Here is a 13055-nt window from a genome sequence, read left to right on the forward strand (position 1 = left end):
AGCCCTATCACACGATAGGGTTTTTTAATGGGATCAATAAAAATATGCTGAATTTTCAGGGTGTTAGAACGGTTGAAGCCCTACAAAAAGAAAGCACAAAATCAAGATAAAATTGAGTAGGTTTAAGGCTGTATCTTAGTGAAAATGAATAATAAAAATTTGGGTGTTTATTACTTAAATCTGTTTAAAAAATAGCCATTAATCCCCATATTGAATAAGACATATAGCATATTTCAGGTGCAGTCTTTGCAACATTATCTTGACCTTAACCATGACTCTGGCGTGGCCAGTTATGAAATTGGTCACGAGTTTATTCGAGTTCAGTTCCGTAAAAATAGCAGGGTCTATACTTATAGCTATGCCAGCGCCGGTGTGCAGCATGTCGAGAATATGAAACAGCTGGCCCAATATGGCGATGGGCTGAATGCCTATATCAACCGTTATACTCGCTGGCTGTATTTAAAATAAATAACTGGCCTGTTTTTTGCTTCATGATGCTTCCTAGGAGCGCCACATCCACTTTCGGGTGGATGCTGGTTTTAAAGAAAAATCATCAGGAGCAAAGCCATGTCAAACTCTCAAGCTGCCGATTCTTATACTCAATTGCCGGTCAAGGCGCATCTGCTGGCGGGTTGGCCGTTACTGCTGGTGCTGTTTGGTGGTGCCATTGGGGTGGTTTATGCCGTGCTGGCTTACATGCTCAATATCAAAATTTATCAATCGACCTTATCTAAACTGAATAAAGTCTTGGCCAATTTGCTCTGTGGCATGTCAGCCTTAAGTGGCTGGTGGTTTAGCGCCCAGCTCATTCAAGGGCAGTTATTTTAAACAGCTCACCTCTCAAGATTAAAGATCTGTGATGTCATGAACCGGGCAGAATAATCTATGCCTGAATATTCCAGAAAAATACAGAATCATGAAAAAGAATCATGATTATGACAGCCTGAAAATAAAAAATTCTATTTAAGCCGTTTGATGTGAGAAAAAATATCAAAAAGATGAAAAAACGCCGTAGCTTAGGAAAACAATCCCATCCGCTTTTGACTATTCTATTGCTCAAGGGTGAAAGGGGATCGAAAAGAGTAGATTGCTACCAGTAACGTATCACGTGCGTGTAGTACTTACCCACAAGGTCTCGATTCGGCTTAGGACGCTATAGATCAGAAGTTTATAGGCAAAAAGTTAGAACTTACCAAGTTTTAATAGTTGAAGTATTTCCCGCTCCCTTAAAAATAAAAAATTCAACATCTCTATTCTTCTTTATCTTTTTGTTATTCCTATTTCACTATATTCGTTTAAATCACCTTCATTTTCCTTTCAGTTATCGCAACCTTATTTGCCAGAATCCTACAGGGTACTGAAAGCAGCTATGCTATAAAAAATAAAAACTACCGAGCAGAACAATGAAAATTTATGTCACCAGTCTTATAGTCGATGATCAGGAAAAAGCCTTGCAGTTTTATACTCAGATACTTGGTTTTCGGCTAAAACAGGATGTCCCGGTGGGTGAATATCGCTGGTTGACGCTGGTTTCTCCCGAGCAGCCAGATGGTGTAGAACTGTCGCTAGAACCAGATGTACATCCCGCAGCGAAAGCCTTTAAAGCCGCGATTAAGGCAGATGGTATTGCTTATACCTCATTTCAGGTCAACGATCTTGAGGCAGAATATCAGCGTTTACTCGCGCTAGGCGTGGTTTTTACTCAAGCACCGATGCTGGCTGGTAATGTGAAAATTGCCGTGCTGGAAGATGGTTGCGGTAATTTAATCCAACTGATGCAGCCACTGTCTTGAGCCATCATAATCACTTAGATAAATTCTCTTAAAATCGCCATTTTCTGCAAAATAAAATGAAGAATTTAACCTAGGGTATAAAAATTTCTTGTGAGTGTGCTTTATTTGGGAAAATTTCCTGAAAATATTTTAAATTGGCTGATCTTCGGAAAACAATTTCGGCAGGCTTTGACTACTATATCTCTCAAGGGTGTGACGGGATCGAAAAGAGTAGCATGCTGTCAGCGGCGCAAAACGCGAGTGCAGTACTCACCCAAAAGGTCTCGATTCGGCTTAGGACGCTATAGATCAGAAGTTTATAGGCTATAAGATCATGACGTACAACGTGATGATAGTTGAAGTAAACAGCAAGTTTTCCCTGACACCCTAAAAATTCCGTGCATGACCAGAACAATGAACTATAAAAATCAAACTCGAAAAACCAGAGAATAAAAACTATTTCTCTCCAGTAGCTTCCAGATTAAATATCTATCTTCTCAATAGATTGACAGCAGATTGGCCGCTTGATATTTTGCCCGCTTTCGACTCCCAGGCCGTACCGTCATGCCTTTAAACGACAACTTTGTATATTGCCCGCCGCAAGAGCCTTTGGTCCTGGTCTATGAAGATGATGATCTGGTGGTGATTGAAAAGCCAGCAGGTTTGCTGTCGGTGCCGGGGCGGTTGCCGGAGCATCAGGACAGTGCCTATTTACGCGTATTGGCGCGCTATCCACAGGCCAAAATTACCCATCGTTTAGATATGGCCACCTCGGGTATTCTGATGTTTGCCAAACATCGCGATGCAGAAGTAGCAGTGAGTAAAATGTTTCAGGCGCGCACCGTGACCAAGCACTATATTGCCCTGGTACAGGGCAAACTCGACGGTGAGGGCAAAGTCGAAGTGCCCTTAATTACTGACTGGGAAAACCGGCCGCGTCAGATGGTGCATTTTGAACTGGGTAAGCCGGCACAGACTTTATATCAGGGACTGGACTATAATGCAGAGACAGATATCAGCCGGGTATTGCTGACTCCAATTACCGGGCGTTCACACCAGCTGCGCGTGCATATGCAGTATATCGGCCATCCAATTACCGGCGATAAGCTGTATCATCCAGAACCTGCACGCAGTCCCCTAAAACGCATGGCCTTGCATGCCAGTTATCTGGCTTTTACTCAGCCTTTAAGCGGTGCCGCGGTTGAAATTCATGGACAGGTGCCGTTTTAAGCAGTTGATCCGATTTGGAGTGCTCTCCCCAAAACAGGGGATTGCCGATCCGGATAGAGATCAGGATGATAGAACAGAAAAAAATTAAGCGCTCTATCTCGGAACTGCAACAAAATTAGGGTAAGCTGACCATTAGAACAACAACACAGAACAAGGACAAAACAATGTCACGCGATTATGAACAATTTCCAGATGACGACAACGGCAACGTACTTTGGCAAATGCATGAAGATGGTGATGATCTGGACGAGGCACATGAAATTGAATATTCAATTGCCTTTACCGACCAGGAACAGGCTGAACGTTGTGCCTTATTTCTGTTAAATGAAGAACAAAAAATCTCTTTATTTCAGGATGATGATTCTGGTGTGACCGAATGGATTATTACCATTTATGTTTATATGGAACCGGCCTATGCCGATATTGTTGATTTAGAAGAATGGTTCACCAAAATCGCCAACCAGTTCCAGGGTGAATATGATGGCTGGGGCTGCATGGCCTATGTCTATGATGATGAAGACGAAGAAGAAAACTATCCAGTTTAACCCCATTTTCTAGTACAAAAAAGCATGCCGGAGCGCATGCTTTTTTGCTTTACGCTCGCTTCAACCAAAGTCATACACAGGCCCAAGGCAGAAGGCGTAGACTGAAAATTATTCGCTGTCAACAGGTGATGTCATGCAACACAGCGTACAGTTACACCGTATATTTCAGGCGCCATTATCACGGGTGTATCGGGCCTTTGTCGATCCGCATGCTTTAGTCAAATGGATGGCGCCACATGGTTTTATCGTGCAGATTGAACAGTTTGAACCCGTGGTCAACGGTCAATATAAAATTGCCTTTTGTAATTTGAGCACGGGCAAATGCCACGGTTTTCACGGGCAGTATCTGGAAGTGATTCCCGAGCAGCGACTGCGTTATCAGGATGAGTTTGATAGCCCAGATTTACCCGGACTGATTCAGGTCACGATTGAGTTTAAGGCGGTATCGGTCGGAACCGAAGTCTGGATTCAGCAGGACAATCTGCCCGATGCCATTCCCGTCGATGGTTGTTATTTGGGCTGGCAGGAATGTCTGGATTTACTCAGCCTGCTGGTGACCCCTGACATTCCGGATGAGTAAAACCATGCCCATTGCTACCAAACGTATTTATCAGGCTGTAAGCAAGCAGGACGGTACCCGGATTCTGCTGGACCGGATCTGGCCGCGCGGGATCAAAAAAGCCGATGCCCAGATTGACCTGTGGCCGAAGGATTTAACCCCCTCGACCGAACTGCGTAAATGGTTCCATGAAGATACTGAGCGGCACTGGCCCGAGTTTCAGCAGCGTTATCGGCAAGAGTTGCAGCAGCATTTGGACGTGGTGGAGGAAATCCGGCAACTGGCGCAGAAGGGACCAATTACCCTGTTAACCGCAGCAGAAAACGAACAGCATAATCATCTGCAGGTGTTTAAACAGCTGCTGGAACACCCGGGCAAATAACACAAATATTGTTATTAATCCCTAAACCGGTTAGGGATTTTAACGTGATGAAAAATATAAATGTTATAGTAGACCTTTATATTTTTTATTTTGCTCGTTTCGAGGTTTTTATGTCTTTACCGAATTGCCCAAAATGCCAGTCCGAATATACCTATCAAGATGGTGACTTGCTGATTTGTCCTGAATGCGCACATGAATGGAAAGAAGGGGAGCAGGCAGAAGCCGAGGCCGGCGCCATCATTAAAGATGCCAATGGTAATGTACTGGCCGATGGCGATACCGTGACGGTGATTAAAGACCTGAAAATTAAAGGTTCATCTTCTGTGGTGAAAGTGGGTACCAAAGTGAAAAATATCCGCCTATTGCCAGAAGCATCAGATGGTCATGATATTGACTGTAAAGTAGATGGTATTGGCGCAATTAAACTGAAATCGGAATATGTGAAAAAAGCATAATCGCACTGTTTCTCTTGGGTTTTATCTTGCTTTGAAGCAGGGTAAAACCCTGAATTTTTAAGATCACATCTGCACCATATCGGGAGAAGGCTGATGCCACATATCCATCTTGAATATTCAGATCAGCTGCAGGCGCTTGAAATGAAGCCTTTGCTCAGTCGTATCAACCGGACGCTGGTCGAGAATGGCCTGTTTGGTAATGCCTCTGATATTAAAAGTCGCGCCATCTGCCAGCAGGACTATGTGATTGGACTGGATGAAAGCGCACAGGCCTATGTGCATGCCAAAATCTCGATTTTAAAAGGCCGTAGTACCGCCCTAAAGCAGGAAATTTCCCGGACCGTGCTGGAGGTGTTGCAGGATTATCTGCCGCCACAGAATGAATTGACGTTGCAACTGTGTGTCGAAATTCTGGAAATGGACCCGGATATTTACAGCAAAGCCATCATTCATCCTTAATATTTTTCTCTTGCAATGGCACAGCGGTGTATGTGCCATTTTACTGCTTTCAATATTTCCCATCTTCATCTACTGTACTGTTTCTTGCTGAAATTAGGCGTTTTTTTACAGGAATCTATTTGAAATAAATAACCGAAGCTCGTACATAATAAATAAAGAGCAACAGGATGTGCCCAGCCATGCGAAAACAGAACAATAAACCGGGTCTGCTCCAGCCAGAAGCGCAGCCACCGCGTCCCCATCACTGGAAGCCGGAAAAATCTGCCGCCAGTTGGGTCAAGCGGGATATTGAAACCCAGAATATTGTCCGGGTGATGGCCGGTTTTGTGATTAGCGCGGTGATTATTGCGGCGCTGTATTTTGGTCAGGATGTGCTGATTCCGCTGGCACTGGCTATTTTGCTGGCATTTTTGCTGGAACCTCTGGTGTCACGGTTAAAAAAATGGGGACTGCCACAGCTGCCGTCGATTGCCATTGTTATGATTTTCACCATTAGTGTGCTGGCTGGACTGGGCAGTTATCTGGGTTTTCAGCTCAAAGATTTAAGTCAAGAATTACCGCAATATCAGGACACCATTCAGCAAAAACTGAATACGGTGAAATCGCTAACCTCTGGCCCTAGTGCCTGGGATGGGGCCAAAACCACTTTCGATACGGTGGAAAGCTCGTTTGAAGGCATCAATCAGGTCGAGCAGGAAAAGGGTGTGCAGAATGTCAAGGTGGTCGGACTGGAGCAAAGTCCTTCCGATGCCGCCATGGAGTGGGGCAGCAAGATTTTAAGCCCGATTGCCACCATTGGTATCGTATTTTTATTTGTGGTGCTGATTTTAATTAGCCGTAAAGATCTGCATGACCGCTTGTTGCGTCTGCTTGGCGGTAATTTGAATATTGGTACCGATGTGCTGGATGAAGCCGGCCAGCGCATTGGTACCTATTTGCGCATGCAATTGCTGGTCAATGTCACCTATGGCATTCCGATGGCAGCCGGACTGTGGTTTATTGGCGTGCCTGCGGCCATCATGTGGGGCATGCTGGCGGTGGTGCTGCGCTTTGTGCCTTATGTCGGCCCGATCATTTCTGCGGTGTTCCCGTTAACGCTGGCTTTTGCGGTGGATCCAGGCTGGAATATGTTCCTCTGGACGCTGGGCCTGATTCTGCTGCTGGAGCTGATCAGTAATAACATCATTGAGCCGTGGTTATATGGCGAAAGTACCGGCCTGACTACCTTGTCGATTATTCTGGCTGCCACCTTCTGGACCTTAATCTGGGGACCAATTGGTCTGATTTTATCAACACCGTTAACGGCCTGTTTGCTGGTGCTGTCGCACTATATTCCGGCGTTGGGCTTTGTCAAAGTGTTAATTGGCAGTGCCCCGGTGCTGTCACCGCCCGAACGTTTTTATCAGCGTTTGGTGGCCGATGAAGTACATGATGCGCTGGATGTGGCTAATGCATATATCCAGCAGGAGCTGCCGAAAAAAACGAATGAAGAAGCGCTGGTCCGGAAAATCAATAATTTCTATGATGAAGTGGCGATTCCTGCGATTTGCCTGTTTTCGCAGGTCCATAATACCGAGGCCAGCGCCGAACACCGTTTGCGCATGCATCAGGGTTTAAAACGGTTTAATCATGAATTTCAGCAGCAATATCCGCTACAGACCGAACTGAACAACCCCAAAGTCATGTGTCTGGGGGCACGTTGGGAGGTGGATGTGCTGGCCTCTGCCATGCTGGCCCATGGCCTGAACCTGAAAAAGATTGCTGCCTGTAGCCATGCCGATGCCTTGATTCAATCGCGCTCGGATGTGTTGAGTGCCGTGCCGGAATCGACCGACATCATCTGTATCACTATTTTCCATCAGCAACCGATGGCGCAAATCCGCCTGTTGAATCACCGGATACGTACACTAAAACCGCAGATCAAACTGGTGTTTGCTTTGCTGGGCAATCAGTCGACGCATTTGCGTGATGAGATTGAGCGTCTGTTTCAGCCGGAAGCGGTGGTAAATAGTGTGAATGAACTGATGCTGAATATGGATATGCTGCTGATGGCACAAGGGGAAAACCCGGCGGCGGCACTGATGCATGACAATGAGGCTGAACGTTTACAAGCTTTGCATGAACTGGATTTATTGCAGTCGGAATTGCTGCCAATTTACAGCCAGTATATTGAAGAAGCGCGGCAGGCCTTTGATGTGAAATATGCCCAGATTTCGCTGGTCGATGCCGGGCAGGTGCATACTCCGGCCAGTCCGCTGGCAGAAGCGGTGGAGTCGCCGATCCACGCAGCGCAGCGCCGTGAAGAATCGATTTGTACCCATCTGGTTTATCAGAATGAAGCGCTGGTCATTGAAGATATTCAGCGTGATCCACGCTTCCGGCAGTATCCTCATCTGGCCAGACAGAAAATCCGTTTTTATGCCGGGGTACCCATTCAAAGCAAACAGGGGCTGGCCATAGGCAGCTTATGTATTCTGGACAAGCAGGTGCGGCAGATGTCTGAAGAAGATCTGGATTTGCTGAAAGCACTGGCGCTGGATTTACAGGAAACCTTAAGCAGCGAACGTCTGCGCAAACAGAAGCTGGAGGAAATCCTGCGTTTGGGCCAGCCCGATTTAAGTCAGGCCGTGGTGACAGATTCCTAATGATTGCATCCTTGTCCACATACGGCTGTTTGCATCTGGCCGTTAGGTTATCGTTTAAAACTAGGGGAGAGCAGTTCGTTGGCCTTTCATGATTTTTATCGCTTAAGTTCGCATGCGGTAATTTGTAATGCCCAGCAGCAGGTGCTGTTACTTAAAGCTACCTATGCCGATCAGGCCTGGGGCTTACCGGGTGGCGCGCTGGATATGGGGGAAACCATCCACGAGGCCTTAATTCGGGAATGTCAGGAAGAAATTGGCTGTCAGGTGCAGGTGGGGTATTTGTCGGGTGTGTATTTTCATGCAGCGGTGCAATCCCATGCTTTTATTTTTCGCTGTCATGTACCGGAAGATGCACAGATTCAGCTAAGCGATGAACATGCCGAATATCGCTGGTTTGATCTGGCGCAACTGGCGCCGGTTCAGCGGACTCGGGTAGAAGATTGTCTGAATTTTCAGGGCAATGTCATCAGCCGGAGTTTTTAAACTGCGGCTTGCAAGATGATTACACAAAAGTGATCAAACAGTTGTTAGACAAGCCCTGTAAACAGCCGCGACAATGTTTGGTTTAGAGTGCCGTGTGTTGCGAGGCTTGCAGGGTGGCAATAATTTCATCCAGCTTTTTGATACGTTTAATCTCATCCCACAGCGCTTTGGCTTCCGGGTAATGCTTTGACATCATGCCCAGCCATTGTTTATAACGCCCCAGCATACCAATTTCGGTTTTGGCCGGACCGTGAATAAAGCGAATTTGTAAATCAAGCAAATCTGGCCAGCTGAGTAAGGGTGCATCGGAGTTCTGACGGATACATTGGGTAAGGTCAGGGGTGGTGACGGCACCACGGCCAATCATTAAATCTTCACATCCCGATTCTAACTGGCATTGTTTGGCATCGGCATTGGTCCAGATTTCACCATTGGCAATCACATTAATCTTTAGGGCTTCACGAATCGGGGCCAGCTGGTCCCAAAAGGCCGGTGGAGTATAGCCATCGGCTTTGGTGCGCGCATGGACCGTGACCCAGGAGGCGCCTGCATCTTCAATGGCATGGGCATTGTCCAGCATGAAGTTGCGATCCATATAGCCTAAGCGCATTTTGGCAGAAACCGGAATATGTGCCGGCACGGCATCGCGCACAGCTTTGACCAGTTCATGTACCACCTCAGGTTCATCTAGCAGCACTGAACCGCCACGATGACGGTTTACGGTTTTGGCCGGACAGCCAAAGTTCAGGTCAATCGCTGGTGCGCCCATGGCTGCAACTTTGACCGCATTGGCAGCCAGCATGTCCGGGTTGTTGCCCAGAAACTGCACATGTACCGGAGTGCCAGCCGCAGTTTTACCGCCGTTCAATAATTCCGGGCAATAGCTGTGATAGATATGATCGGGCAGGATTGAGTCGGTGACCCGAATAAACTCAGTCACACACCAGTCGAAGCTGCCGACAGACGTGAGGACATCACGCATGATCGGATCGGTTAAGCCTTCCATGGGTGCAAGCACAAGTTTCAACGCGTTCACCTGTTAATTTGAAAAACGGTGTTATACGTTTTTTTTACTAAGATGTCTAGGAAAAGGTCTTTGAAGTATTGTGGAGTGAGATAAAGCTTAGCCTTTATATTGCGTATAAGAGGTTTTATGTTAAAGAAAATATTAAATAATATAATAAATAAGTTATTGAATTTAATTAATTTTTAAAGAAAAAATATAGATTTTATAAGAAAAATTAATATTTATATAAAAAAACTTGATTATTTTTATTTTTACTGTATATTTAACTTAACTAGAAAAAAAGTCTTGTTTCGGTAAATCTTCCTTAAGTATCGCAGTTTTAGTCATAATCCTTCGTTTTTTAGATTTTAAGTCTCATTCTTTATTATTTTCAAAGTTATTAATCAGTCAATAAAATGACTAAAAAATTATTAAAAATTAGTAGGATATATTATGTCAAACTCAAATGTTGTTAAAGGTACTGTTAAGTGGTTTAACGAAACTAAAGGTTTTGGTTTCATTCAACAAGAATCAGGTCCAGACGTTTTTGCTCATTTCAGCGAAATCGCGAGTTCAGGTTTCAAGACCTTATTTGAAGGCCAGCAAGTTGAATTCAGTGTAGCTCAAGGTCAAAAAGGACCGAATGCTGTAAATATTGTTGCTATCTAAGTAATAATAAGCAGTAATAAAAAGCACTCATAAGTGCTTTTTTTATGCTTTAAAATGTTTTCAAAATTGAAAAAATCTCTAAAAAATAGGATATAAGTTGTTAAAAGTAAATGATTTAATTGCAAAATCTAAAAATGGTACTGAAATTATTGTTTCATTAATTCCTCTACATAAAATGCAAAATACACGTCAAGGTTTAAAACAAATCGAAGTAGGTAAAAGAGTTCTACTGGAATCTGGAATCGAAGTTGATTTAAATTTGGATGGCCGTACATTTTACACTTCTCTAAATCAGCTATTTAAATTAAATCATAAAGTTGCTTAGCGATAAATTTTTAAACATCAATAATTTATGTGGGATTTCCACTGCAATTTTTTTAAGGAAATATATATGTTTAAACAGACTCTCAGCGTAAAAGACCAGTTTGGCGTTAAACACGCTATTCAAGCCACAGTGGATCATGAGTTTGCCAACACACAATCTCATTTGAATATAAAACATATCACCGTTGATGGTGAAGATATTCGACCTAGTTTTGAAATGCTTTTTCAAAGTACCTTAAGTGGAAAAATATTTAAAATCATCTAGAAATATAGTTTTTATAAAATCTATAGTCTGAATGAAATATCAGGACCTACTCGCTATCATGCGGGTTTTTTATACCTAATATTTATATTTGTAAGCCTTTGCTTATGCGAAACGAGAGTTCACAGCTCTCGTTTTTTTATTCTAAAACTGCTAAAATTCTTATACGCCATTGACGTACTCAAACCTATGCTATTCATTGAAACCAGTATTTTTACCAAGCAAATCAAAGAGCTTGTAAGTGATGAAGAGTATCGTCAGCTCCAGCAAGATCTCTTGGTACAGCCTGATAAAGGTGACTTAATCAAGAATGGCGGTGGCATTCGTAAAGTACGCTGTGCTCAAGGTAATAAAGGTAAAAGTGGCGGTATCCGTGTGATCTATTACTGGGTCACAGAAGATGATCAGATATTTTTCCTAGTGGCTTATCCAAAGTCTACGAAGGATAATCTGACAGACAAAGAGACTTCGATCCTACGTCAATTAGTGAAGGAGCAATTTCATGGATAACAACTTATTTGATGACCTGGTTGCTTCAATCAAAGAAGCTGGTGCCATCAAACGTAATGAGATAAAGGCAAGTCGAGTCACAGCGCTTGAATTGCCGGATATTAAAGAAGTACGTGAGAAAACTGGCTTAACCCAGGCAGAGTTTGCTGCACGTTTACATATCAGTGCGAGAACCTTGCAAAACTGGGAACAAGGCCGTCGCTATCCGACTGGTCCTGCAGCGACTTTAATTCGTATTCTAGATGCTCATCCGACTCTGATCTAAAGAGTTTAGATAATAAAAAAACCCCGGTATCCTGCCGGGGGTTTCTATTGTTACTTGCTGTGCTTTTGTACCCTCTGGTCCATGTGCAATAACTTATAATTTTTGTTTTATGTTATGGAACTTCCTGTTCCTGATGAGTTCATCATAGGAAAGCTCCAGTTTTTCAGAATAGCCGCAAATAGCCGATATTCTTGTGCGTTCTAACCTACAAAATAGCCTAAATTTTATCCACAGCAATTGGGGATAGTTTCACAACCTGGATCCGCACGAAATGGGCACTGTTTGCTAAATTGACTATTTTTTAAACAATTTTATTGGCAAGAAGTATTAAAACTGCTCATAAAAAAGCCGACTTGTTTCAAAATCGGCTTTTTGTGCATTTTTTGGCTAGAGCGAAATTTTTAAGTCTTTGATATTTATATTAATATACAAGTGCACTTCGTATAATATCCATTATGTTAAATAGAAGGTAAATTGGTGGAAAAGTCCAGTTATTTTGGTGTTGTCTACGAGTAGATTATTAATGGATCTCACCTAATAGTTAACTAAAAATCTAATTTTCTATTTTTAATTATTAACATATCTCTATTTTTCTCATTAATTCCTGATTGAATGATTTTCTCAGAACAATGATACAAATAGTCTAGCTTTGTTGAGATTAGAGGATATACACACGTTATGAGAGTATCTTTATATGGAGTTGGTACATGAGCATTGAGGCTCAATATTCTTAAATCATCTTCTTGATTTATATCAATAAAAGATATAGATTTTATTTCTTCTGTAATACTATATTCGGTACCATGCATTAAAAAAATTATAAATAGAATAATTTTTTCACAACGTAACTTATATAAATTTTCATCAATGGAAAACTGATTTTCTTTTAAAACGTTGATGAATTCTTCAATTATCTGTTCTTGTGTAAAGAGTGGTTGGCTAATCAAAAGTTGCAACATATCTTCTGTTACTTTTCGAACTGTACCTTTAAGAGTTCCTTTTAATTTATAGGTATTTGTTCCCTTGATCTTCTGAAATACATTATTAAATTTACTTTCAAATTGAGTTAGAGAACATTTGTACTTTTCTGTAAAAGTATCCTTAGATAAGTAAATGTTAAACTTTATTTTTTCAATAACATAGCCTGGTATTGGTTTACTAAAATCTAAGGGTTCTTTTCCATCAAAGCTATGCTTCGTATGAAATAACATACTGCTGAAGAAACCATTCATATGATAGAAAGTATTGCCTTGATCTCTTATTTCATTATGTGCGGCAAAATGTGAAATTTCTTGAAATAAACTTTTAGGCTTAGAATATTCTCTTAGTTTTATTAAAATTAAATCTATATCTGATGGAGTAAATGAGTCATCCTCTATTTTATCCAATATCTCTTGTATTTTTTGTCTTTCGGAAGGCTTCTTTAACATCTTGCTCATTCAATTTGATCTTTAGTAATACTATTAAAATTAACATAATACACCTTATA

General features: G+C 42.5%; 18 protein-coding genes. 16 read left to right on the plus strand and 2 right to left on the minus strand.

The annotated features are described in order from the left end of the window. Window positions 1–246 precede the first annotated feature (246 nt). The 11 genes from P253_RS00335 (at window position 247) to P253_RS00385 (ending at window position 8530) form a co-directional block, all read left to right on the plus strand. Entirely contained in the window at window positions 247–468 is a 222-nt protein-coding gene (locus tag P253_RS00335) for a hypothetical protein (protein ID WP_016659840.1), read from the plus strand. 99 nt (window positions 469–567) lie between these two features. After that, a complete protein-coding gene (locus P253_RS00340) occupies window positions 568–828 on the plus strand; it encodes a hypothetical protein (RefSeq protein WP_016659841.1) in 261 nt (86 codons plus the stop codon). Window positions 829–1403: 575 nt separating this feature from the next. Beyond that, window positions 1404–1793, plus strand: coding sequence for a VOC family protein (locus tag P253_RS00345; RefSeq protein ID WP_016659842.1), 390 nt, complete (start codon window positions 1404–1406; stop codon window positions 1791–1793). Between the two features lie 543 nt (window positions 1794–2336). Continuing rightward, window positions 2337–3002: a pseudouridine synthase gene (locus P253_RS00350; RefSeq protein ID WP_016659843.1), complete on the plus strand. Its 666-nt coding sequence runs from the start codon at window positions 2337–2339 to the stop codon at window positions 3000–3002. Window positions 3003–3166: 164 nt separating this feature from the next. Further along, complete coding sequence (locus P253_RS00355) at window positions 3167–3547, plus strand: ribonuclease E inhibitor RraB (RefSeq protein WP_016659844.1); 381 nt, start codon at window positions 3167–3169, stop codon at window positions 3545–3547. Window positions 3548–3680: 133 nt separating this feature from the next. Continuing rightward, on the plus strand, window positions 3681–4127 hold the full coding sequence (locus P253_RS00360) for an SRPBCC family protein (RefSeq protein WP_016659845.1): 447 nt from the start codon (window positions 3681–3683) through the stop codon (window positions 4125–4127). A 4-nt stretch (window positions 4128–4131) separates the two neighbouring features. After that, window positions 4132–4488: a DUF488 domain-containing protein gene (locus P253_RS00365; RefSeq protein ID WP_016659846.1), complete on the plus strand. Its 357-nt coding sequence runs from the start codon at window positions 4132–4134 to the stop codon at window positions 4486–4488. Between the two features lie 110 nt (window positions 4489–4598). Beyond that, a complete protein-coding gene (locus P253_RS00370; RefSeq protein ID WP_016659847.1) occupies window positions 4599–4943 on the plus strand; it encodes a zinc ribbon domain-containing protein YjdM in 345 nt (114 codons plus the stop codon). Between the two features lie 93 nt (window positions 4944–5036). Continuing rightward, entirely contained in the window at window positions 5037–5402 is a 366-nt protein-coding gene (locus P253_RS00375; protein WP_016659848.1) for a 5-carboxymethyl-2-hydroxymuconate Delta-isomerase, read from the plus strand. 179 nt (window positions 5403–5581) lie between these two features. Next, window positions 5582–8047: an AI-2E family transporter gene (locus P253_RS00380; protein WP_016659849.1), complete on the plus strand. Its 2466-nt coding sequence runs from the start codon at window positions 5582–5584 to the stop codon at window positions 8045–8047. Window positions 8048–8125: 78 nt separating this feature from the next. After that, entirely contained in the window at window positions 8126–8530 is a 405-nt protein-coding gene (locus tag P253_RS00385) for an NUDIX hydrolase (protein WP_005175886.1), read from the plus strand. 82 nt (window positions 8531–8612) lie between these two features. Here P253_RS00385 and P253_RS00390 read toward each other — a convergent pair whose 3' ends face one another. Further along, window positions 8613–9557: a tRNA dihydrouridine synthase gene (locus P253_RS00390; RefSeq protein WP_174428840.1), complete on the minus strand. Its 945-nt coding sequence runs from the start codon at window positions 9555–9557 to the stop codon at window positions 8613–8615. 432 nt (window positions 9558–9989) lie between these two features. Between P253_RS00390 and P253_RS00395 the strand changes: the two genes are divergently transcribed. From P253_RS00395 to nadS, 5 genes are all read left to right on the plus strand, one after another. After that, window positions 9990–10205, plus strand: coding sequence for a cold-shock protein (locus tag P253_RS00395; RefSeq protein ID WP_000071892.1), 216 nt, complete (start codon window positions 9990–9992; stop codon window positions 10203–10205). 97 nt (window positions 10206–10302) lie between these two features. Then, window positions 10303–10530: a hypothetical protein gene (locus P253_RS00400; protein WP_000921865.1), complete on the plus strand. Its 228-nt coding sequence runs from the start codon at window positions 10303–10305 to the stop codon at window positions 10528–10530. A 66-nt stretch (window positions 10531–10596) separates the two neighbouring features. Continuing rightward, the gene (locus P253_RS00405) at window positions 10597–10794 is read left to right on the plus strand and encodes a hypothetical protein (RefSeq protein WP_000476222.1); all 198 of its coding nucleotides are present in this window, start codon (window positions 10597–10599) and stop codon (window positions 10792–10794) included. Between the two features lie 186 nt (window positions 10795–10980). Then, entirely contained in the window at window positions 10981–11301 is a 321-nt protein-coding gene (locus P253_RS00410; RefSeq protein ID WP_004755868.1) for a type II toxin-antitoxin system RelE/ParE family toxin, read from the plus strand. After that, entirely contained in the window at window positions 11294–11566 is a 273-nt protein-coding gene (gene nadS / locus P253_RS00415) for a NadS family protein (protein ID WP_005108769.1), read from the plus strand. Before P253_RS00410 ends, nadS begins: the two co-directional genes overlap by 8 nt. A 545-nt stretch (window positions 11567–12111) precedes the next feature. On the opposite strand, the gene P253_RS00420 is transcribed toward nadS, so the two are convergent. After that, on the minus strand, window positions 12112–13005 hold the full coding sequence (locus tag P253_RS00420; protein ID WP_063454780.1) for a hypothetical protein: 894 nt from the start codon (window positions 13003–13005) through the stop codon (window positions 12112–12114). Window positions 13006–13055 lie beyond the last annotated feature (50 nt).

Source organism: Acinetobacter indicus CIP 110367 (genome assembly GCF_000488255.1).
GTDB lineage: Bacteria > Pseudomonadota > Gammaproteobacteria > Pseudomonadales > Moraxellaceae > Acinetobacter > Acinetobacter indicus.

What these genes read in the sequence shown, in the direction of transcription:
- P253_RS00375 (WP_016659848.1), top strand. Translation starts at nt 5,037, where the DNA reads ATGCCACATATCCATCTTGAATATTCAGATCAGCTGCAGGCGCTTGAA.
- P253_RS00380 (WP_016659849.1), top strand. Translation starts at nt 5,582, where the DNA reads ATGCGAAAACAGAACAATAAACCGGGTCTGCTCCAGCCAGAAGCGCAG.
- P253_RS00345 (WP_016659842.1), top strand. Translation starts at nt 1,404, where the DNA reads ATGAAAATTTATGTCACCAGTCTTATAGTCGATGATCAGGAAAAAGCC.
- P253_RS00340 (WP_016659841.1), top strand. Translation starts at nt 568, where the DNA reads ATGTCAAACTCTCAAGCTGCCGATTCTTATACTCAATTGCCGGTCAAG.
- P253_RS00370 (WP_016659847.1), top strand. Translation starts at nt 4,599, where the DNA reads ATGTCTTTACCGAATTGCCCAAAATGCCAGTCCGAATATACCTATCAA.
- P253_RS00410 (WP_004755868.1), top strand. Translation starts at nt 10,981, where the DNA reads ATGCTATTCATTGAAACCAGTATTTTTACCAAGCAAATCAAAGAGCTT.
- P253_RS00395 (WP_000071892.1), top strand. Translation starts at nt 9,990, where the DNA reads ATGTCAAACTCAAATGTTGTTAAAGGTACTGTTAAGTGGTTTAACGAA.
- P253_RS00365 (WP_016659846.1), top strand. Translation starts at nt 4,132, where the DNA reads ATGCCCATTGCTACCAAACGTATTTATCAGGCTGTAAGCAAGCAGGAC.
- P253_RS00350 (WP_016659843.1), top strand. Translation starts at nt 2,337, where the DNA reads ATGCCTTTAAACGACAACTTTGTATATTGCCCGCCGCAAGAGCCTTTG.
- P253_RS00360 (WP_016659845.1), top strand. Translation starts at nt 3,681, where the DNA reads ATGCAACACAGCGTACAGTTACACCGTATATTTCAGGCGCCATTATCA.
- nadS (WP_005108769.1), top strand. Translation starts at nt 11,294, where the DNA reads ATGGATAACAACTTATTTGATGACCTGGTTGCTTCAATCAAAGAAGCT.
- P253_RS00405 (WP_000476222.1), top strand. Translation starts at nt 10,597, where the DNA reads ATGTTTAAACAGACTCTCAGCGTAAAAGACCAGTTTGGCGTTAAACAC.
- P253_RS00355 (WP_016659844.1), top strand. Translation starts at nt 3,167, where the DNA reads ATGTCACGCGATTATGAACAATTTCCAGATGACGACAACGGCAACGTA.
- P253_RS00420 (WP_063454780.1), bottom strand. Translation starts at nt 13,005, where the DNA reads ATGAGCAAGATGTTAAAGAAGCCTTCCGAAAGACAAAAAATACAAGAG.